This is a genomic window from Nonomuraea sp. NPDC001684 (assembly GCF_053596515.1).
Genome location: NZ_JBSFGJ010000141.1, coordinates 1 through 20,461 on the forward strand (window position 1 = coordinate 1; position 20,461 = coordinate 20,461).

Here is a 20,461-nt window from a genome sequence, read left to right on the forward strand (position 1 = left end):
GTGACCTCGTCCCACAATCCGTGGGACGAGGTTCCCCGACTACACGTTCGTGCCTGCCATCGGAAAGGACGGGGTCGATGTCCCTAGCCCTTCGTAAGGACAGCTAGCACAAGGTGTGGGCTGCGATCGGTGAAACGGTCAGCAGCCCCTACGTCTGGCTCCTGCCGATCGCTCTACCAGTCGTGGCGTTTCTGGGAGTCCTTCGCCTGATGGCCAAGGGCGACGCACACAAGGTGGAGTCGCTGAAGTGGAAGACCAGATTCCTTGGTGAGCTTGAGCTGACCTTCCGCGAATCGGACTCCTCCGACATGGGGGACAGCAGCGGCGATGCCTTACCGGGCAACGTACCTGCATGGAAGAGATGGTGGCGTCGCCTACATAGGCGGGAGTGACCGCTCCTCCGATGCATGAGCTCTCGAACCTTCCGCGGCCCCGGACATCCATCATGGCCGGGGCCTGCTGCCTTTTTTTTAGGGTGCCCTGCCCGTCGAACCCCTACAGCCGCCACACGGGCGGGCCACGTCCACCGACTGTGTCAGCACGCCCTCCCCCTGCTCGGCTGGGCCTGCACCCGGTGGTGCCACACATCCAGCGGAGCGTCGAACGGCAGATCCTCCCGCCACCACTGCCGGACGGTGATCACGCCTCCGACCCCTCCCGCGTTGACTTCCGGGCGGATGGGCCGCCTACTGCTTATAGGAAGGGCTTGGCTCCGTGACATGGGAGGGCTCATGGCCAAGAAGGGCAGCGTCGAGAGGGCGATCGAGAAGGTCGAAGAAGAGATCATCCGCGACACGCCGGACGGCGGGTTTAAGGGCGCCGTGAAGGGTGCGGACAGGGGGGCCACCGCCGGCATCGTGCTCGGCGGCTTGGCGGGCGCCGAGGGCGGCCTGACCGGCATGGCGGTCGGTGCTCATCTCGGCGGCATCGCCGGGGGAATCCGCGGCGCCGTTCTCGGGGCGAAGAAGAAGAGGCAGAAGGACTGAGGCCCTGCCACACCGTGAGGGGCATCGGGCCGCAGGCCGAGCGCCCCTCACGCTGGTGTGCTTCGTGGTCAGGGCCCGGCGGGCGGGGTCGGGGCGAACGCTGCCCAGTTGCCGCTGATCAGGTCGTAGTAGGCATCCTCCCCCCAGCCGTGCCCTAGCCCCAAACTAGGCTGATCTGCGCAGGTCAACCGGTTTCCGAGAAGATCGTGTTCTCGGGAGCGGAGACGCTCCCGGCCTGGAGGCTGGCTCGAGGGGTGCCCCGAGTTCGTTCGGCTGTGAGCGGCTGAATTTGTGCTCGTCTCCTCGCAGTGTCGCGCAGGGTGAGCGAGGCGGCCGGGCGGCGCCTTCTCCGTGTCATGGGCTGCTTCGGGGCGGTGGCAGTCACATCGCCAAGCCTTGTTGGTCTTGTGGCGTCAGGTTCACGGGCCCTGGCTTCGACGGACCTGCCAGCTCTGTGAGCCGACGCCGTAGTGCGCGAGGTTGACCGGAGGACCATGGGGCGTGAGCCTCCGAGGTGGGGCGCCCCAATTTATGAATCTACGCTGTAAAGGAGGGCGCTTGTCTCCCTTGTCTGACGTCATCGGCGTGTCGGGCTTTTCGCGGCCGGCGCGGGCGGGGATCAGCAACGGCACCTGCCGCTGCTGAAGCCGCAACAAGCCCCTGTCACAAAAGGCGGCCAATCGCTCCCACGCCCGGCTCCGCGGGCTTCCGGGGAACGCGCTAACGCCCAGCTCAAAGGCTGGCGCATCCTCCGCAAGCTTCGCTGCTGCCCGCACAAGGCAAGACAGCCATGCAAGGCGATCGCCGTCCTGCAAAACTACGAGCTCACCCACGGATGAAAGGCCTCAATGAGGCCGCATCCCAATTCGTCCCTGGCCGGCAGCGTGGATGCGCAAAATTCGGGTTTCGCTGGTAGGGCATGACGAACAACCTGGTGCTGGGCCGGCTCAGCGTGGTGCAGGCGGCGTTGAGCCTGCTCTCACCCAGGCGTGCAGCGGGACGTGATCAGACCACGTGCTCCGGGCGTAATCGACGAAGCATTTCCGTACGCGGCCCTCGCCGGCGAACACGTAATCAATCTTCCGCTTGCGGGTCACGTAGGTCCAGCGCCGGCGCGGGTCGCATTCGTCGCGGCCCTTGTAGGCCGCGGCGGCGTCGCGCGGCACCAGGTTGAGGTCGCCACCGATCACGCCCCGGCCGAGCTTGAACAGCTCGCGCAACTGGATGTGCCGGTAGGGCCTGCCCTTCTGCCTGTCGTCGTAGCTCGATCCCGACGAGAGGTGCGCGGTGCAGAACGCCCGGTCGGCCGTGCAGACGGCGTACCTGCGGGCTCCCCACGGCGGCGAGGTCAGCGCGTGCACGACGAGGCCGGTGTCCGTTCCGGCCACGGCCAGGGTGACGCTCAGCACCCCGCGTGGCCTGCCGTTTCTGTCGGGCAGGCACTGGTACGGGGAACCGTCCGAATACATCAGCCCCGCCGACCGGATGCTCCAATTCCGGCCGGTACGGCGTTCGAGCTCGTGTTCCAGGTCGGCGTCGGCGCCCGTGCAGAACTCCTGGAGGAAGACCACGTCCGCCTCGGTCGCCAGCACTGCCACGTGCCAGGCCAGCTCGGCGTTCGAGCGCCGGAAGAGCGCGCACCCGGCGTTGGTGCCCGCACAGACGTTCCACGTCATCACGTGCAGGAGAGGTGGCTGTGCCTGTACGGACAGGTTCGGTAACAACAGTCCGGCGATCACGAGCTGGCTGATCATCACCGAGCTCCTTCCACACATGATCCGAGCGGTCAAAAGACCGCTCAACTGGCACATCTGGCAACCAGGAGCCTATTGGTCTTCATGGGGTCAGAGCCGGGCGTACGAGCTGCCAAGAGCCTCTTCTCATGCCAACCCGTCCCGGTTCTCTCCTGCTGATCAGCCCGATCAGGTGGGAAAAGCCTCACTGAGACAACCACTAACGCTCGCGAAGGGCGCTTTCGAGGATTCGGAGTGTGTCCGGCAGTGAGGCGTGCTTCTTATGGACTTGCAACTCCCGCGCAGATCGGCCAGTTGCTGAGCGATGACGAACGAGCTCAATGACCGAGTGTCCTCCACCGCCTCCTTCGCCCGTGCACACGCTCCCAAGTCCCTGTGGTCTGCCAGCCCGGAGGAAGCCGGGCGGGTGTACGGCGGGCGCGGCCAACTCTGGATGCGAGGTGTGGCGTTGCTACAGACAGGTCAGGACCAGCAGGGCGTGCCGGTAGGGGGCCAGGCGCCGCCACCGGCAGCGGCGCCATGCACGTCGGGTCCGGATCAGCTCGGCCAGGAAGATCAGGGGATGACCGGACAGCGGAATCAGGGCAGGGGCACGAGGCTCTCCGGTAGAGGCGTCGGATCCTGACCGGCTGCTGTCCTACCGGAAGCCTCTTCTCATGCCCGGCGGGCCCGCGCCATGCCTCTGGCGGACAGCCCCGCCGCCTCAAGCATGGAACCTCGCTGCGGCACTGCCGACTTCAGCCTCCGCTTCCATGGCCCGGCGTCCAGGCGCGCCGGAAGACGCCCGCTGGCGTACATTCGAGCTCTGTCAAAATCGCCGCGCAGTTGCAGTTGCAGTTGCAGTTGCCTCCACCGCTCACGCAGTTGCAGTTGCAGTTGCATATACACGTCCCGCCGTTGCCCTCCTCGCTGCCCGGCTTCGGCAGCTCGTCGAACACATCACTTTCGACGAGAACGTAGAGTGGCATTGTCATGCCGTGCATGAGCAACCAGGTGTCCGGTGCCAGGGTCAGCTCGACTTCCTCATCCGCCCTGGCGATCCTGAGCAGGGAGCGGGCCGGAACTTCCATGAGCTGGCCTCGTGCCTCCATGACAAGGCGGGTCCCCGACTCCTGTATCAAGGTGCCCTGAAGTGTCATTTCGGGCAGATGCGCCATCGTTTCCGACCGCTTCATGATGCTCCAGCTGGACGGCGTGCACTTCAGTCGGCATTCTCTCTCGGCGTCCTCGTGCGCGCGCCACCGCCCACGAACGGTGATCGCAACTGCGAAGCCGCCTCCTCGGAGACCGTCGCCGTGGTGCTGGAACAGTTGCAGTTGCAGTTGCAGTTGTCCGCGAGAACGCCGGGCGTCAGCGGTCCGAACACATCATCACCGATGAACCCCTCCTTGACGGACACGATCGTGCCCACCACGATCTCCGCGTCCTCCGCCAGCACGACCTCGTGATTGTCGCCCCCTCTTTCCTTGCGAAGCTTGACGAAGCGCATCGGAATCTCGATTATCGCGTCCGCCGCCCTGATCACCAGAGAATCTTCACTCTCCGCGATGATCTTTCCCTGCACTCGCGGCTGCGCGTCCTCCCGCGCCGCTGAGAGCGCAGCGTCGATACCTGACCTCGCCATCTGATTCTCCTTTCTAGGAAACAGTAGCAAGTACTTCCGTTTTGGTGGATGACGTCGTCAAGAAACGGCGCGCCGGAAAATGGTTCCGACCGCCAAGGCTTCTTCGCTGAGGATGGCGGCACAGTTGCAGTTGCAATTGCAATTCCCGCCGTTGCAGTTGCAGTTACAGTTGCCCCCCGCCGTCGTCGTTCCATTGTCGGATTCGCTGCCCGCGAACGGCAGCTCGTCGAAGACATCGCTTTCGATGAGTTCCGGGATCGGCGACGTGATGCCCCGCATCAGCAGCTGGGTGTCAGGTGCAAGGGTCAGCTCCACTTCCTCGTCCGTCCTGGCCACGTTCAAAAGCGACCCCGCCGGCACTTCTACGAGTTGACCCTGGACGTCCACGACGAAGCCGGCTTCCGAGTCCTTCACCACAGTGCCGCGAAGTGTCATGCCAGGTAGGTTTTCCAGCGTTTCCAGCGAACTCATCCTGCCTCCTTTCACAGGCATTGCCAGATGACCCTTGTACACTTGACGTCTGTTCACGTCTTGCAGGTGGTGGGGCATGCCACCTGACGCCCCACCAGTGCTCACCTCAAGCGGTCAGCAACCCGCGACGGATGGTTCGTCACGGGGAAGGGCGAGCTGCGACGGCACTTCTCCCCGCATCTTCTCGGCCTGCCGCAGTTTTTTGCCGAAGAAGGTAAGGTATCGCGGTATCACCGCCTTGTAGAAGGAGCACAGCGGTGAGCGGGTGAATGCATGACCCTTTACCCGGAGGTTTGTGATGGGGCAGCCTCCGGAGCACACTCCGAACCACTTGCAGCTCAGACAGTCGTCTTCGATACGCTCGTAATGACGCTCGGCCGGCGAGTGCGGGAAGGTGGCTGCGGCAGTGGCGAAGAGGTCGCCGGAAGGACGAAGCCCAGGCTCCATGACCGTCATGGGACAGGCCACGAGTGTGCCATCGGGTTTGATGACGAGGTGATTGTCCCCTGTACCGCAGGTGATGCCGCGCGTGGGCCTGTCGAAGTAGAGCTCGCAAAGGTCCAGGCCGGACCGGAGATCGATGACCGTTGCGGGATCTTCCAGGACCGTGAACGCCTTGTCGAAGGCGGCGGCGATGGTGGCGTTGTATTCGGCATACTCGGCTCGCCGGTCACCTCCGGCCCAGCTAGAGTTCGGATTGCGAACGATGCTGAGGCGGCAGCGCAGGCCGTGTCCGTAGATCCACTGAACCAGCTCAGGAAGACTGCTGCAGCTCTCCTGGCTGATGGTGGCCATGATGTACGGCCGGATGCCGTGTTCGATGAGCTTCTCGATGTTCGTGGACACCGTTTTCCATGAGCCCCTGCCGGAACCGTAGCGCCGATAGATGTCATGGTCGTCGCCATAGCCGTCCAGAGAGATGGACATGGCGGTTCCCGTTCGGGTCAAGAAATCGAGGAGCTGGTCCTTCACCAGTGTGCCGTTGCTGAGCACCGCGAATTTGACCTGTGCCGGCGAATCCTGCATCGTCTGCAGCATGATGTCCCTGAAGAGTTCCATCCTCGGGACCGAGATGGTGGGCTCACCACCCGCGAATTTGATCGCGATGTTCTGGGTCCCGTAGCGCTCGGCCGTGCTGCGCACCTGCTCGGCGACCATCTTCATGGTTTCGGGCGACATCCCTTCGGACGTCTTCTCCCCGACGAAGCAGTAGTCGCACTTGAGGTTGCACATGTTGGTGATGTGCAACCACGCCGAGAAGTCCCTGGGAGCGTGGCGAGGCGGAGGCGCTGGATAAGGAAGCTGTGCAGGATATGCGCGAAGAAAGCCTCGCTCCTCCAGAGCGCTGATGGAACCAAGGGTCCCGATGAAGTCGGAGTGCCGAGCGAGGACATCGGCCACGGCCGCACCGTTCTCGAAGGAGTTCATGAGATCCCGGGTAGCGGAATCGATGAGCACGGGCAGGCCCTGAAAATCAGGAGCGAAAATCACCCATCTGTCGTTGTCGACGCTCTGCTCGAACAAGGTCTCCGGCTTGAAGAGCGTAGCAGACAGGTCGTATATGTACGCGTTTTCGCGCGCCTGTGCGGTCACTTCTTGTACGCTCATGATCCCCGTCTCGCTCTCTGCGCTGCGCATTCCCGCCACATGGCAGCACGCGCGGAATGAACTCGTTTGTGCGACGTCACCATAAAAGGCTCGGAACCAGGCCATCAACAACGACAAGCAAAGGCGGCTTCAGCGCTTGTTCTTTCGTCCGTCATATACTCATGACATTCACGGGGAGTCGGTGCAGGCTGGCACTAGAAGTTGTTACCAGAGGCGCGACCGGCTACCTTCCCCGAAGGTAAATACTGTCCATGCGATTATTTATATGCGCCATGGCGCTCACCTCACCATCGGCAACCCGACCGCCATCAGCACCGAAGCGCCGTTCTGGGGACTGCTTCTCAGATCAAGTTCGGAGCCAGATGACCAAGGTGGCCAGGGTGACGGTGCCGAGGAAGATGTAGGCGCGCTTGTCGTAGCGTGTGGCCACGGCCCGGAAGTTCTTCAGCCGGTTGATGGCCCGTTCGACGACGTTGCGTGCCTTGTAGCGGTCGGCGTCGAAGCCGGTGGGCCGTCCCCCGGCAGAGCCGCGCCTGCGGCGGTGGGCACGCTGGTCGCGCGGTTCGGGGATGGAATGGCGGATCTTGCGGCGGCGCAGGTAGAGGCGGTTGGCGCGGGAGGAGTACGCCTTGTCCGGCCACGCTGTCAGGTCGGGTGCGTGGGCGTCCCGGCCCCGGCCGAGGGACCCGTACGGCCCGCAACACCCGCTCCAACTGCGGGCTGTCGCCGTACTGGCCCGGTGTCAGGACCCGTGACAGCGCCCGGCATCTGCCGTCCGGGGCGTTCACGAATAGGGCTGGCCTGGGGCGCAAGAGGGGTTGAGAAGATCGCTTCCCGAGAAGAGAATGATCGCTTCCCGCGTAGGCAGCCCGGGCGCTGACCGTTCAGGGGGATTGCCACGTGGCAGGGCCGGCCGAGGGAGGGCTTGTCTGTGGTGGGTGAAAGCATGTTCTTGCAAGATCTTCGTGCAGGGGTGAGCAGGAGTCCGGAAAGCTGGCTTTTCAGCTGGCCCGGCCCAAGGTCACGGTGCGGGTTCCGGGTGCGAAGTCGCCGAAGGACTGTTGCCAGGACTCACCGGGCCAGTAGTACGTCACAAGGCCCTCGGCGGGCCGGTAGTGGGCGGTGTAGAGCGTTGCCGTCCCCTGCTCGTCGACGGATCGATACAGCGGCGGCTTGAGCATCGCCGCCACGTCCGCGCCCGCGGCGCGGACGGCTCGCAGCCGCTCCTGCGTCCGCATGGCCCGCTCCTGCTCGTCGGTCACCGGCAGGTGCTGGTGATTGGAGGCGCAGGCCTCCGGTGCCACCGTCGGCGGCATATCCGGTCCCACGAACACCGTCATCGCCTTCTTGGGATCGACAAGGGTGAGGTTCTGGGGGACGGCGACCGGCAGGGATCGCAGCCTGTCGACCGCCTCATCGACGGTGTCGCACGTCTCCAGCAGGTAGCGCACGAGGATGAGAATGGCGAAGCCACGTCCGTAGACAGAACGTCCGCCCCAGGTGAGCGAGATCGCGAGACCGGCGTCGTTCATCCCGTCCAGCAAGCCCCACAGCATGTCCTGCATCCCGATCACGGGGCGCAGGAAGCAGGAGGAGACGATGGTCCCCTCGCACTGATCGGGCCGCAGGTCATAGTTGCGCAGCAGCGTGCCGTTCTGGCCGATCTGGGTGCAGGACTGGGAGAACGGCCGCAGTGCCGCGTGGGTGAGGAAGACTTCCGCCTCGGGCCGGTCGAGTTGGCCGGCCAGGCGGTCCAGAACCGGGACCAGTTCCGGCAGGTGCGCACGGAACAACGCCCGAACACGATCCGCGCCCTCCGGAGTCCGGCCCTCCTCGGTCAGCAGGCCCTCCATGTCCTGCCACAGGGCCCGGGCGTGGGCGGCCCACCGCTCGTCGCTGCCGTCGCCGACCTCGATCGCCTGGAAGGTCTTGTGCTGTTGCCGCATGGCTGCCACTTTCCCTGTGAGAATCGGACGAGGTGCGGGCAACCTAGCTAATTGTGCGGGTAATTCACCCAGGTGGCCGCCATCGGCTCCAGCCCGGGACGTGATCATGGATGGCTACGAACGCCACTGCCGGCTTCTCGCGCGGGCCTACCCGCTCCGATATCGGCAGACGCGGGGCGAGGAGTTGATCGGCACGCTGCTGGACCTGGCGAAGCCGGAGCAGACCAGGCCGACCCTGCGCGACTCGCTCGACGTCGTACGTGGCGGTATCGCACTGCGCCTGCGGGTAGCGCCCGCCGCTGTGGCGCTGGGCGCTGTATCGCCTGTTCCACAGGCGCCTTCCCTGCACCTACCGCTGGTGGGCACGCGACGACCTGCTGGGTTCGCGCTACCTGGCGCGGCAGTGCGCGGCATGGCTACTCGCAACATCACCCCAGTGGGCCTTCATCGGGCTCATGCCCATCGAATGGGTCCACACGGTGATCCTCTCGACACTCATCCGCATGCTCGGCTTCCTCCCGCAGCGATCCTTGCGCCTCTACCAGCTGAAGAGATACGAATTCGACCTGGAGCTGCAAGGCAACTCGCCATAGATGGCCAGCAAGTCGGCGGCGCCGACGTTGACGGCGTGCGTCCACTTGCCGACCAAGCTGGTCGACGTCGGCATCATCGTCTGGCGCACTGCCACCGCCCGGCTCCTGCCCCGGCTGCGGGACGGCCGACGCACCGGGCCGCTGTTCCTCACCGATCGCCGCGCCCGGGTGGAGCTGCCGCCCGGCGACCTCGACCCCGCCACCGGCCGGGCCCGCCTGTCCTACCGGCGCGCCGCCGAACTCGTCGAAACCGCCACCACCGAACTGCCCGGCGGGCAGGCGGCTGCTTCCGGCGGAGAGCATGTTGGTCTGGCTCAGCGTGGAGTGCCAGGCCTCCCCGATCTGTGTGTAGGAGGTGAGCGTGGAGACCCTGGCCCCGCTCGGGTACGCGCGTTGCGAGGGAGTGGCGGCGCTCATCGCCAGGTCGGTGCCGCCGGTGTCGTTGGCGACGCGGACGCTCGTCCGGTCGATGTCGACGTCGAGGTCGGTGACCCACATCCTCTGCGCCAACGGCTGTCCGTCGGTTCCTCAACCCGTGTCCGCGAAGCGGGCGACCACGCGCACGGGAAGCGATTGATCAGATACGCGTCGTTATCTACGCTGTCATCATGTCACTCCCCACCGAGCCGATCGGCAGCATCCCCCGCCCGCCTGCCCTGCTGGCCATCGCAGCCTCCGAGCCGGCCGAGGGAGCGTCCGCGCTGGCCGAGGCGCAGGAACAGGCCGTCCGCGACACCGTCCGCCGTCTCCAGGAGCTGGGTTCGCCGGTGGTCACCGACGGCGAGCAGGCCAAGCCCAGCTTCGCCACCTACCCGCTCGCCGGGCTCGACGGGCTCGCCCCGGACGGCGTGGTGATCCCCTTCGCCGACGGGCACCAGCGGCAGTTGCCCCGGCTGGCGGCCGGGCCGTTCCGCTACCAGGTCCACGCCGAGCGCTACCTGCGCGCCGCCCAGCGCCACGCGAGCGTGCCGGTCAAGCAGGCCGTCATCGCGCCGTCGGCGCTGAGCCTGCTCTACCCGGCCGAGGGCATCGACGGCTACCCGCGCGAGGCGTTCCTGGCCGACCTGGCCGACCAGGCCGAGGCCGACATCCGCGGCTGCCTGGAGGCCGGGGCGCACGTGGTGCAACTCGACTTCACCGAAGGCCGGCTCTCGCTCAAGCTCGACCCGAGCGGCGGGGTGCTGGACGACTTCGTCGCGTTCAACAACAGCGTGCTGGAGCGCTTCACCGACGCGGAACGCGCGCGCATCGGGGTGCACACCTGCCCCGGCGGCGACCAGGACTCCACCCACAGCCTCGACGTCGACTATGCGGCCCTGCTGCCCCAGCTGTTCCGGCTCAAGGCGGGCAACTTCTACCTCCAACTGGCCAGCGAGCCCGACCCGGACAAGGTCCTTGCGGTCGCCGCCGAACACCTGCCCGCCGACGCGCGGATCTTCGTCGGCGTGATCGATCCGGTGGACCCGCGGGTCGAGACCGCCGAGGAGGTCCGCGACCGCGTCCTGACGGCCGCCCGCCACCTGCCCGCCGACCGGCTGGGCACCTGTGACGACTGCGGGTTCGCGCCGTTCGCCGACGACACCTCCACCTCACGGGAGACGGCGTTCGCCAAGATCCGGGCCCGGCTGGAGGGCACCGAGCTGGCCTCGGCCGAGCTCGGCATCTGATCGTTGCGCCTGCCCGTCCGTGAGAACGTTGCCACGGACGAGCAGGTCACCCGCAAGGAGGTGGGCGGGGTGCGGCGCACGGATCGCAGCGTCACCCGCCTACCAGGTGCTGAACCGCGCTGGGCATCAGGCCGAGAACGTGCCTGCTGATGGTCGCCGTCGCACCGCAATCCAGTACGCGTGCTCTAGAGCCGGGCCGTACAGCGGACGCATGTGGAAGGCGGCACGGGCCGCACATCGCTCCAGCCCGCCTTCCTGACGATCTCGGCGCCCCAGGCGACGCCCTCGGGAGTGAGCCGTTGCCTCCCGAGGAATTGGCCAGTGATGCGGTCGATCACGATCTGCCCCCACTGGAATTGGAGGGCCAGCCCGTCGAGCCCGAACGTCCCGGGAATGTCGTCGACCACCTTGATGCCCGGCGCCTTGGCCAGGAGAAGGTAGGCGGCAGCCCTGGTGCCAGGCGTCGCCGGCGAGTTGATGAGCCGAGAGGCGGCCCCCTCCAGCCATGGCTCGCGCTCGGCGGCCACCTGAGGGTCGTAGCTTTCCAGCAGCCGTGCCCTGAGCGCCGCCGACTCCTTGGGGAGGCTCCGCAGCTCTGCCAACGTCGGCTTCAGCCCATCGGCGAGCTCCAGCCCCAAGTCCAGGTCCGCCGAGCCGTATGCGGGCATGTTCTTGTCGCACCCCCGCGCGGGGCACAGCCTGGGGGAGCCGTCCTGTCGCCACGCTCTTAGGCCCTCGGCCGTGTACGGCTCCGACGAGATCGGCTCACGCCAGCCGTAGACCTCGCGGTTGGGCCCGAAGGCGAGGACCTCCATGGCCCGTTCCTCAACCTTGTAGTCATGGCCGTTCTTCGTCCTCATGACATGCTCGGTGTCGCGTCGCCAGAAGCGGCCCTTCGCCTTCGGTGTCGCCGCCAGCCTGGCGGCCGCAGCTTCCAGTTTCTGCATGGGGGTGACCGCGACCGGGTCCGATGCAGGTCGGGGTACGAGGATCACCACCGCGCCGACGATGAGCGCGACGGCCGCCGCGACGAGCGCCATCCCCGTCCACGACCTCCTGCCCGCCCGTACCACGGACCCGGCGGGTGCCTGTGCGGCTGCGAGTACCCGCTCCCGCGCCGCCGCCAGCTGGTCGGCCGACGGGGGTGGCACATCGGGCATCACCGAGTCGACGACCTGGAACTCGTTCATCCCAACACCTCACGCAGCTTGGTCCTGGCCCTGCTCAACCGGGACGCGACCGTCCCCGAGGCGATGCTGAGCGCCGCCGCCACCTCGTCGTATCTCAACCCGCCGTACGCGATGAGGAGCACCACGTCGCGTTCCCCCTTCGACAGCCGCGCCAGCGCCCCGGCCAGCCGATCAACCGTCACGCCCGCACTGAGCCTGTCCACGATCCGCTGGTCATGTCCCTCGTCGTCAGGTGGCGGCCCCGTCCTGGCCATGGCGCGGTACCTGCGCACCTCGGCGCGCCGGTGGCGGCCGATGAGGTTGGTCGCGATGCCCTACAGCCACGGCCTGACCCCACCCATGGCCGAGTCGAAGTGTTCGCGTTGCCTGAAGGCGATGAGGAACGTCTCCGCGGCGAGATCCTCGGCCACATCGGGGTCGAGCCTGCGCCCGATGTAGCGCCGGATCTCCACGTAATGGGCTTCGAAAACAGCTTCGAAGACGTCAGGAGCAGTGATCACATTCTTGTTTGCCCTCAAGCATGCGACTCTTCCAGGAAATCTTGATTACTTGTCGCAGAGATGTGTCCGGCCACAGGCCCAAGATTGTGCCGGCCGGTCCCGGGCGGGAACGCGCAGGTCATGGGCGAATGCACGGAGCTTGCCTGTCGTTTGCATACGCCTGGGTCCTGCCGTTGACGACGCTGTGACGAAGTGAACGCCCTCCAGCGCCTGGCCGGCGACTCTCCACGCGACCGATCCACCGTTGTCGCCGTGCTGTTCCGCCTACGTCCGCGGCCGTGATGTGTGCGCCTTGCAACCCGGGCAGAGCCTGTGAGGGGAGGGTCCGCCCGGCCAGGAGCGGATGTGGTACCAGCGCTCACCGTCGCCACCGACCTGACGCTCGCCGATAAGACTCACGCTGACTTCTCCCATGGGTGCAGTTCGTCTTCAGGGAGCCGGTGAGCTGCGAATTCGCGATCCAGACTGTTTGAACGGCAGTTGTTGCCCACCTTGTGAGCAAGAACGCGAGGTGGTCATGAGCTCGCTGCTGGAGGAGCCGGCACGCCGCGAGGACGCCGCTCGCGCTCGGGTGGAGCAACTGCGCCGCCGGCTTGAGGAACTCGCGCAAGCGACGCCGTGATCAAGGGTTGAAGGAACAGGTGCTCCAGGCTGGAGGCGCCCTTGTGATGGGGGCGGCAGGCTCGGCAGACGAAGCCGTGTTGTGCGTGACGATGGCCGGGCTTGATCTTCCGCAGATCGAGCAGGGGCGGGGAAGGCCGGCGGCCGCCTGCTTCTCGACCTCACCGGGTGCAATCGCCGCTACCGGGTGCCCATCGGCCCCGGCGGGCTCTGGTCGGGCAGCAGCAGCCCGATGCCGTCGAGCATGCGGTGCAGCCCGAACTCGAAGATGTTCTCCGGTTCCGATGCCTCGAACGCCTCGTCCCCGAACTCCGCGACCATCGGCAGCCGCGCCGCCCCGATGCTGCGCGCGAACGCCTCCTTGCGGGCCTGCGCCCACTCCCGCCGCGTGTGCCTGCTGGTACGGGCGGCCTGCGCCTCGTGGGCGAGCGGCACGGCGGCGCTCTGCACGTACGTGCCGATCATGATGGCGACCTGGACGAGCGTGGCGAAGTCGAGCCCGTGCCCGTCGAGGGCGCGCATGCGCCAGTCGGTGTAGGCCATCAGCGCGGGCGCGACCGGCGGCCGGGTGGTGACCGCGACGAGGTGGGACATCCACGGATGCCGCCGGTAGAGCTCCCACTCCTGCCGGGCCGAGAGCTCCAGCCTGGCCCGCCAGCCGTCGGGCCCCGGCTCGGGCAGCGGGCGGGCGGCGAAGACGGCGTCGACCATGAGGTCGTTGAGCTCCTCCCGGCTCGGGACGTACCGGTAGAGGGACATCACTCCCACTCCCAGGTCGGTCGCGACGCGCCGCATCGACAGCGCGGCGACCCCCTCCCGGTCGGCGAGCGCGACGGCGGCCCGGACCACCCGGCCCTGGTCGAGCGCCGCTTCGGCCGGACGCCCCGGCTGGGCCGCGGGCTCCTCGGGGGCGGGCGGCTCGGCGAGCCGCGCCCGGTAGGCCCTCGTGCGGCAGGCGCGCGAGCAGTAGCGCCGGGGCCGCCCCCGCTCCGCCGTCCGCAACTCCCGCCCGCACACCTCGCACGCCGCCACGTCACGCCCCTTTTCGTCACTACTCAATTCTGTGACGAAATTATACTTCATCCCTTTCACGTCGCATTAATCGTCAATTGATGTACGGTGTATTTATGACTCGTGCAATGTACGTCGATTCTGTGACGAAAATGGCTCTGGAACTCCACCATGTGACGAAACGCCATGGCGAGGGCGCCACCGCCGTCACCGCCCTCGACGACGTCTCCCTGGCGATCCCCACTGGCACCTTCGCCGCGGTGATGGGCCCCTCGGGCTCGGGCAAGAGCACCCTGCTCCACTGCGCGGCGGGCCTGGACCGGCCCGACTCCGGCTCGGTCGTCCTCGACGGCCGCCGCCTGGACGGCCTGGACGAGGCCGCGCTGACCCGGTTGCGCCGCGAGCGGATGGGCTTCGTCTTCCAGTCCTTCAACTTGGTGCCCACCCTGACGGTCGCGCAGAACGTGATCCTGCCCCTGGAGTTCGCCGGCCGCCGCGTCGACGCGCGCCGGGTGCGGGCCCTGCTCACCCGGCTCGGCCTGGGCGAGCGCACCGGGCATCGGCCCGGCGAGCTGTCCGGCGGCCAGCAGCAGCGGGTGGCCATCGCCCGCGCGATGCTCGGCGAGCCCGCCGTCGTGTTCGCCGACGAGCCGACCGGCGCCCTCGACACGCAGGCCGCCCGCGAGGTGCTGGCCATCCTGCGCCAGGCCGCCGCCCAGGACGGACGGACGATCGTCATGGTGACCCACGACCCCGTGGCCGCCTCCTACGCCGACGTCGTGGTGTTCTTCGCCGACGGCCACGTCGTGGACCACCTGCCGCGCCCCGACGCCGCCACGGTCGCGGCCCGCATGGCCCGCCTGTCCGCGCCCGCCCACGCCGGGGGTGCGCGATGAGGTGGCGGCTGGCCCTCGGCACGATCGGTGCCCACCGGGCGTCCTACCTGGCCTCGGCCGCCGTCATGGCGGCCGGGACCGCGCTGCTCACGGCGTTCGCGACCCTGCTGGAGACCGGCCTGGCCACCGGCCGCGACCCTGGGTTCCTCGTCATGCTGCCGGCCATCCTGGGCGGCTGGACGCTGGCCGTCGTGGCCTTCGGCGTGGTGTCCACCGTGTCGCTGACCATCGGCCACCGCGAGCGGGAGCTGGCCCTGCTGCGCTCCATCGCGGCCACCCCGCGCCAGATCCGGCAGAACGTCGTGCTGGAGACGCTGGTCGTGGCCGTCCCCGCGATCGCCGCCGGGCTGCTGCCGGGCGCCGGGCTCGGCGCGGTCGTGCTCGCCCGCCTGGCGGACGCCGGGCTCGTCGGGGCGGGCGTCCAGCTGGTCGCGGGGTGGCCGAGCGGCGCGCTCGGGGCGGGTACGTCCCTGGTCGCCGCGCTGGCCGCCGCGCTGATCTCCAGCAGGCGCGCCGCGTCGATCCCGCCGGTGCGGGCGCTGGCCGCCGCCGGGCCCGCCCGCGCGCTCGGCCGGGGCCGCCTGGTGGCCGGAGGGCTGCTGCTGGCGCTGGGGCTGAGCCTGTCGGTGACGACCCTGTTCATGGCGGACGGCCCGCTGCTGTCCAGCACGGCGGGCCCGGCGGGCGTCGCCGTCGCGGTCGGCCTGGCCCTGCTCAGCCCGGTCGCCGTCCGGCCGGTGGGACGGCTGGCCGGGGCCGGGCTAGGGGCGTCCGGGCGGCTGGCCGTCCGCAACCTGCACGCCCGCGCCCCGCACACCGGCAGCGTCGCCGGGCCGCTGATCCTCATGGTCGGCATTGCCGGCGGCACGCTCTACATGCAGAGCACCGAGGACAGCCTCCATCGGGGCGCCGCCGACGTCAGCGCCCGGCTTGCCCCGGTGAACTACCTGGTCGTCGCCATGATCATCACGTTCACGGCGATCGTCGTGGTCAACACGCTGATCGCCGCGACCCGCCGCAGGGGCCGCGAGTTCGGGCTGCTGCGCCTGTCGGCCGCCACCCGAGGGCAGGTCATGGCAACAGTCGTGGCCGAGGGCGTGCTGACCACGGTCCTGGCCGTTGCGCTCGGCACGGTCGCCGCCGCCGCGACCACCGTTCCCTACAGCCTGGTCAAGACCGGGTCGCCGATGGCCTCCGGGCCCGGCTGGGTCTACGTGGCCATCGCCGGGGGCGCGCTGTTGCTCGTCCTGGCGGCCACGGTGCCCACCGCCGCGGGGGCGCTGCGGGTCAGGCCGGTCGAGGCGCTGTCCGCCCCCTGACCGCCGGCACCGAACCACTGTCCCCGCCGACCCCGGCGCCCCCGCCTGACCCGTTCCCCTGACCGTCCCCGCTGCGCTCACCCGCCGCACGCCTGCCCGAGGTGAGGTGCGGACGGAGTCGCGGCAGCCGCCCCGCTCAGGGGCGAAGCGGTGCGGTCGATGGGGATGCGGCGATGAGGCCGGTGGCCAGGTCGGTGCGGGTGTGGGTGGCCGTGCGGCCCGTGCGTCTGGTCGTGACCAGGCCCGCGGCTCGCAGGGCGGTGAGGTGCTGGGAGACGGCGCCGGGCGTGACGGCGAGGCGGGAGGCCAGGTCGCCCGTGGACAACGGCTCCGACAAGGCTTCGAGGAGAGCGGCCCGGGTACGGCCGAGCACGGCGGTCAGGCCCTCGGGGGCGGACGGGGTGTCGTCCCAGAGCCGGCCCGCGCCGCCCGCCGGATAGACGAGCCGGCCCGCCTCCAGAGGTGAACGGTCGACGAGTACGTCCGGCCAGGTGAAGACGCTCGGGGTCAGCACCAGGCCGCGCCCCTCCAGCTCAACGGTATCGTCGCCCGCGCACCGCGACACCACGAGCTCGCCGCCGCTCCAGGCGACCTGCGTGTGCAGGTGGGTGAGCATTCCTGCGACGCCGCCCGCCGCGAGCCGTCGCGCCTGCCGGTCGACGTCGGCGTCGAGGACGGCGCCCAGCCGGTCCATGAGCGGGGCGATCAGCGCGGCATGGCAGCGCTCCAGCTCCTCCGCCACCCGCTTGAGCAGCTCACCGGCGGGCCTCGCCCGTACACCCGCCTTGGCCAGCTCCGACGTCACGAACGCGGGCGGCATCGCGCGCAGCCGAGCGAGCTCCGCGCCGATCCCGGCCGACGGACCCGGCGGCACGTTCATGAGGAAGGAAGGCACGGGCCCCGCCACCAGTTCCGCGAGCTCCTGATCCGGCGCGAAGGCCGTCCGCCGCCGCCAGCGGGCGTGCACGGGATGGGCGGCGGGCCGTACCAGCGCTCTGACCGCGAGCACGGTCTCGGTCAGCGGCGAGACCGCGAAGCGCACCTTGGCCGCCTCGGTCCCCGACAGCCTGATGCGCAATGGCACGCTTTAGCCCCTTCTAAACGGTTCTGTCGCGTACCTGCATCTTCGCAGACTGGTCGCCATGCAGACCTTCGTCTCCTACGACGGCACGACCCTCGCCTACCGGGCGGTCGGGTCGGGCCCGCCTCTGATCGTGCTGTCCGGCGGCCCCGGACGCGCCTCGTCCTACCTCGGCACCCTCGGCGGGCTGGCGCGGCACCGCACGCTCGTCCTGCTCGACACCCGCGGCACGGGTGCGTCGGAACTGCCCGCCGACCTGTCGACCGTCCGGGTGGACCGGCTCGTGGACGACGTCGAGGCCCTGCGGATCCACCTCGGCCTCGACGCGATCGACCTGCTCGGCCACTCGGCGGGCGGCGGCTGGGCGCTGCTGTACGCCGCCGCCCACCCCGGCCGTCTGTCGCACCTGGTGCTGGTCGCGCCGTCCCTGGTCGCCGTCGGGCTGCCCTCCGACGTCGGCACGGAGGAGGTGCTCTCCTCCCGTTCCAAGGAGCCGTGGTACGGCACGGCGCTGCCTGCCTACCGGGGGATGGCCTCCGCCAGGTCCTTCGCGGAGGCGGCGCGCTTCCGGGCGGCGTTCGAGCCGCTCATGTACGGCCGCTGGGACGCGGCGGCGCGGGCGCACGCCGCCGCCGACCCGGCCGAACGCTCACTGCCGGTCAGCGACCACTACTACGCCGGCTACACGCCCGACCCCGGCGTCCTTCCCGCGCTGCGCGCGTTGCCCGCGCCCGTGCTGTTCCTCGGCGGGGCCGTCGACCTGTGGCCGACCGCCGCGAGCCTCACTCAGGCCGCGTCGCTCTTCCGCGACGCGACCCTTCACGTGCAGCCGAACGCGGGACACTACCCGTGGCTCGACGACCCCTACCACTTCAGCGGCACGGTCGCCGCCTTCCTCACCACCTGATGGGAGCCACCGGGGCCGCCCTCACCGGTGGTCAGGGGCCTTTGATCGCTGATGGATGCTCCTATGTCTTGTCAAGCGGCTGCTGGAAGATCGTTTTCGCGCGTTGCCGGACTGGTCAGGACCTTGTAGAGCTCGCGGGCGATGTAGCGTTTCAGGCAGCGGATGATCTCCTTGGTTGACAGGCCGTCGGCGGTGCGGCGCGCCACGTAGGCGCGGGTGTTGGCGTCGTGGCCCATGCGCGTGATGGCGATCATGTAGAGGGCACGGTTGGCCTGTCGATCGCCGCCGCGGTTGAGCCGGTGGCGGTTGGTCTTGCCGCTGGAAGCCGGGACCGGAGAAACGCCGCACAGGGAGGCGAACGCCGCCTCGGAGTTCAGTCGGTCGGGGTTGTCACCGCAGGTGGACAGCAGCTGGGCAGCCGTCTCGACACCGACGCCGCGGACGGCCAGCAGGTCCGGCCGGGCCTGCTTGACCAAAACGGCCAGCTGGGCGTCGGCGTCGATGATCTCGACGGTGAGCGAGCGGTAACGCATGGCCAGGCGGCGCAACGCGGCCTTGACGCCCTGAGCTGGGTCGGCCAGATCGCCGGTAGGCCGCAGCCGGGCGCAGACGTCGGCGAGCTTGACCGCCGATCGGGCGGGCAGTTGCTCACGCAGCTCGGCGGGAGCGGTGACGACCAGGGCTTTCATCTCGTTGACACAGGCGGTGCGAGCCTTGATCGCGCCCGTGCGGACCAGGTGCAGGGCACGGATCGACTCGACGATCCCGTCACCGGCCTTGGGCACCGCGCTGGCCCGGCCGGCAAGCACGGCCTCGGCCGCTGCGTAGGCGTCCAACGGGTCGGACTTGCCCTTGGCGCGGCGTTGCCGTCGATCCGGGCGGTTGACCTCGATCACTCGTAGGTCCTGGCCGCGCAGGTGCCGGGCCAGCGCGGCACCGTAGGATCCGGTGCCCTCCACCCCGATCGCGTGCAGCCTGCCGAACGAACGCAGCCAGGCCAGCAGCTCGGTGTATCCGGCTGCAGTGGCCGGGAACTCGGCATCGGCCAGGCGGCGACCGTTCATCAGCACCACTGCGGCGTGATGGGTGTCGGCGTGGGTGTCGACACCGCCGACGATCCGCCGCTTCTTGAGCGTCCTTGTCTCGTCGGGGAGCATCGGTGGCGGTGCGTGCCTGGCGGCCGGGCGGGCAGACCAGTGACGGGACCAGCGCGATCAGGCTCCTATCAGGCCACGCGCGACCGCTCTGGCACGCACCATCGGCGATGCTTCCGGCTGAGGCGACAGATCCATCACAGGGCACCCGATCAGCGGGGCCGGGATGTCGTTGGGTCAGCCTCAAAGGGAGCACCTCCTGCCCCTTCCATCTCACTGGAAAGGGCCGTTGCTGCCACCCCTTGAGTCTCACTGGATGTCGTGCCCTCCGACGGCTGGGGTGAGCACTGGTCCATCAGGTCGCCGACCGGCTCCTGCGGCCTTCCGTGTCCTGTTGTCGATCACGGAGGTCGTTGTGCTGTTCGTTGGGGACGACTGGGCCGAAGATCACCGCGACGTCGAGGTTCAGGGCGAGGCCGGGAAGGTGTTGAAGCGGCAGAGCTACTGCGCACAGAGCTGGGCCGTGCGCCCTCGACCATCAGCCGGGAGATCCGCCGCAATTGGCACCCGACCAACGGCCGGCACCGACCGCGCGCCGGCGGCGAAGTCGTGCTCCAGCCGGTCCAGGTCGAGCCGGCCCGGCGCTCACCGTCGACGCGTGAGTGGAGCCGGGCCGGCGGTCGAGCTCTCCGACGCTGTATCGATCACTTCGTCCAGGACCTCGCGGGAGCGGATCAGGTCGGTGATCATGTGGTCGATGCGGTCGCGTTGCGCGGTGAGCTCGCGGATCAGCTTCGGGGTCGCGATCTCGTTCGGGCGGCCGTCGGCATCTCTCAGGCAGGGCAGCAGTTGTGCGATCTTCTTGCTGTTCAGGCCCGCGGCATAGAGCGTCTGGATGCGTACGACGCGGTCGACCGCCCACTCGCCGTAGTCCCGGTGTCCACCGGGGGTGCGCTCGGCGCGGAGTAGTCCTTGCGCCTCGTAGTAGCGCAGGGAACGCTCGCTCACCCCACTGCGCCGGGCCAGCTCGCCGATCCGCATTCCGCACCTCCCCCGAGGACAACTTGAATCTGACACTGATGTCAACTTCTACCATGCCGGCACGACGAACACATACCTACGACGGAGGCATCGATGAGTGACCTGACCGGCAGAGTGGCGCTGGTGACCGGCGGCAGCCGCGGGATCGGCGC

General features: G+C 68.6%; 19 protein-coding genes and 3 pseudogenes. 7 read left to right on the plus strand and 15 right to left on the minus strand.

Annotated elements, in window-relative coordinates; genetic code table 11:
* Positions 1 to 731: 731 nt before the first annotated feature.
* Complete coding sequence (locus ACWCSD_RS24190) at positions 732 to 986, plus strand: hypothetical protein (protein ID WP_397159105.1); 255 nt, start codon at positions 732 to 734, stop codon at positions 984 to 986.
* A gap of 648 nt (positions 987 to 1,634) precedes the next feature.
* A pseudogene (locus ACWCSD_RS24195) lies at positions 1,635 to 1,825 on the plus strand (IS5/IS1182 family transposase); the annotation flags it as partial.
* A gap of 108 nt (positions 1,826 to 1,933) precedes the next feature.
* Here the strand turns inward: ACWCSD_RS24195 and ACWCSD_RS24200 are convergent.
* The 8 genes and pseudogenes from ACWCSD_RS24200 to ACWCSD_RS24235 form a co-directional block, all read right to left on the minus strand.
* Positions 1,934 to 2,740: an endonuclease/exonuclease/phosphatase family protein gene (locus ACWCSD_RS24200; protein WP_449918056.1), complete on the minus strand. Its 807-nt coding sequence runs from the start codon at positions 2,738 to 2,740 to the stop codon at positions 1,934 to 1,936.
* Between the two features lie 737 nt (positions 2,741 to 3,477).
* Entirely contained in the window at positions 3,478 to 3,915 is a 438-nt protein-coding gene (locus ACWCSD_RS24205; RefSeq protein WP_449918058.1) for a hypothetical protein, read from the minus strand.
* Between the two features lie 26 nt (positions 3,916 to 3,941).
* A complete protein-coding gene (locus ACWCSD_RS24210; RefSeq protein ID WP_397159110.1) occupies positions 3,942 to 4,364 on the minus strand; it encodes a hypothetical protein in 423 nt (140 codons plus the stop codon).
* A 57-nt stretch (positions 4,365 to 4,421) separates the two neighbouring features.
* A complete protein-coding gene (locus ACWCSD_RS24215) occupies positions 4,422 to 4,835 on the minus strand; it encodes a hypothetical protein (protein ID WP_449918060.1) in 414 nt (137 codons plus the stop codon).
* A gap of 114 nt (positions 4,836 to 4,949) precedes the next feature.
* Positions 4,950 to 6,473: a radical SAM protein gene (locus ACWCSD_RS24220; RefSeq protein ID WP_449918062.1), complete on the minus strand. Its 1,524-nt coding sequence runs from the start codon at positions 6,471 to 6,473 to the stop codon at positions 4,950 to 4,952.
* Between the two features lie 316 nt (positions 6,474 to 6,789).
* Positions 6,790 to 7,225: pseudogene (locus tag ACWCSD_RS24225) on the minus strand (IS5 family transposase); the annotation flags it as partial.
* A gap of 219 nt (positions 7,226 to 7,444) precedes the next feature.
* Positions 7,445 to 8,389: a C45 family autoproteolytic acyltransferase/hydolase gene (locus ACWCSD_RS24230; RefSeq protein WP_449918065.1), complete on the minus strand. Its 945-nt coding sequence runs from the start codon at positions 8,387 to 8,389 to the stop codon at positions 7,445 to 7,447.
* A gap of 428 nt (positions 8,390 to 8,817) precedes the next feature.
* Positions 8,818 to 9,480: a hypothetical protein gene (locus ACWCSD_RS24235; protein WP_449918066.1), complete on the minus strand. Its 663-nt coding sequence runs from the start codon at positions 9,478 to 9,480 to the stop codon at positions 8,818 to 8,820.
* Between the two features lie 110 nt (positions 9,481 to 9,590).
* On the opposite strand from ACWCSD_RS24235, the gene ACWCSD_RS24240 reads away from it, so the two are divergent.
* Positions 9,591 to 10,649, plus strand: coding sequence for a cobalamin-independent methionine synthase II family protein (locus tag ACWCSD_RS24240; RefSeq protein ID WP_449918068.1), 1,059 nt, complete (start codon positions 9,591 to 9,593; stop codon positions 10,647 to 10,649).
* Positions 10,650 to 10,834: 185 nt separating this feature from the next.
* Here the strand turns inward: ACWCSD_RS24240 and ACWCSD_RS24245 are convergent, their stop codons facing one another.
* The 4 genes from ACWCSD_RS24245 to ACWCSD_RS24260 all read right to left on the minus strand — a co-directional run bounded on the left by ACWCSD_RS24245 (position 10,835) and on the right by ACWCSD_RS24260 (position 14,019).
* The gene (locus ACWCSD_RS24245; RefSeq protein ID WP_449918070.1) at positions 10,835 to 11,839 is read right to left on the minus strand and encodes a hypothetical protein; all 1,005 of its coding nucleotides are present in this window, start codon (positions 11,837 to 11,839) and stop codon (positions 10,835 to 10,837) included.
* Positions 11,836 to 12,093: an RNA polymerase sigma factor gene (locus ACWCSD_RS24250; protein WP_397159128.1), complete on the minus strand. Its 258-nt coding sequence runs from the start codon at positions 12,091 to 12,093 to the stop codon at positions 11,836 to 11,838. Before ACWCSD_RS24250 ends, ACWCSD_RS24245 begins: the two co-directional genes overlap by 4 nt.
* A gap of 60 nt (positions 12,094 to 12,153) precedes the next feature.
* Entirely contained in the window at positions 12,154 to 12,339 is a 186-nt protein-coding gene (locus ACWCSD_RS24255) for an RNA polymerase sigma factor (protein ID WP_449918073.1), read from the minus strand.
* Positions 12,340 to 13,140: 801 nt separating this feature from the next.
* Positions 13,141 to 14,019 (minus strand): TetR/AcrR family transcriptional regulator, encoded by an 879-nt coding sequence (locus tag ACWCSD_RS24260; protein WP_449918075.1) that lies wholly within the window; start codon positions 14,017 to 14,019, stop codon positions 13,141 to 13,143.
* Between the two features lie 125 nt (positions 14,020 to 14,144).
* Between ACWCSD_RS24260 and ACWCSD_RS24265 the strand changes: the two genes are divergently transcribed.
* A complete protein-coding gene (locus ACWCSD_RS24265; RefSeq protein ID WP_449918078.1) occupies positions 14,145 to 14,867 on the plus strand; it encodes an ABC transporter ATP-binding protein in 723 nt (240 codons plus the stop codon).
* Positions 14,864 to 16,186, plus strand: coding sequence for an FtsX-like permease family protein (locus ACWCSD_RS24270; protein ID WP_397159136.1), 1,323 nt, complete (start codon positions 14,864 to 14,866; stop codon positions 16,184 to 16,186). The genes ACWCSD_RS24265 and ACWCSD_RS24270 overlap by 4 nt, the downstream gene beginning before the upstream one ends.
* A 136-nt stretch (positions 16,187 to 16,322) precedes the next feature.
* On the opposite strand, the gene ACWCSD_RS24275 is transcribed toward ACWCSD_RS24270, so the two are convergent.
* Positions 16,323 to 17,270, minus strand: coding sequence for a DUF5937 family protein (locus tag ACWCSD_RS24275; RefSeq protein WP_449918081.1), 948 nt, complete (start codon positions 17,268 to 17,270; stop codon positions 16,323 to 16,325).
* A 58-nt stretch (positions 17,271 to 17,328) separates the two neighbouring features.
* Between ACWCSD_RS24275 and ACWCSD_RS24280 the strand changes: the two genes are divergently transcribed.
* The gene (locus ACWCSD_RS24280; RefSeq protein WP_449918083.1) at positions 17,329 to 18,174 is read left to right on the plus strand and encodes an alpha/beta fold hydrolase; all 846 of its coding nucleotides are present in this window, start codon (positions 17,329 to 17,331) and stop codon (positions 18,172 to 18,174) included.
* 71 nt (positions 18,175 to 18,245) lie between these two features.
* Here the strand turns inward: ACWCSD_RS24280 and ACWCSD_RS24285 are convergent, their stop codons facing one another.
* Positions 18,246 to 19,331, minus strand: a complete 1,086-nt coding sequence (locus ACWCSD_RS24285) for an IS110 family transposase (protein WP_449918086.1) — start codon at positions 19,329 to 19,331, stop codon at positions 18,246 to 18,248.
* Between the two features lie 441 nt (positions 19,332 to 19,772).
* On the opposite strand from ACWCSD_RS24285, the pseudogene ACWCSD_RS24290 reads away from it, so the two are divergent.
* A pseudogene (locus ACWCSD_RS24290) lies at positions 19,773 to 19,865 on the plus strand (helix-turn-helix domain-containing protein); the annotation flags it as partial.
* A gap of 48 nt (positions 19,866 to 19,913) precedes the next feature.
* On the opposite strand, the gene ACWCSD_RS24295 reads toward ACWCSD_RS24290, so the two are convergent.
* Positions 19,914 to 20,309: a MerR family transcriptional regulator gene (locus tag ACWCSD_RS24295; protein WP_449918088.1), complete on the minus strand. Its 396-nt coding sequence runs from the start codon at positions 20,307 to 20,309 to the stop codon at positions 19,914 to 19,916.
* Between the last annotated feature and the right edge of the window lie 152 nt (positions 20,310 to 20,461).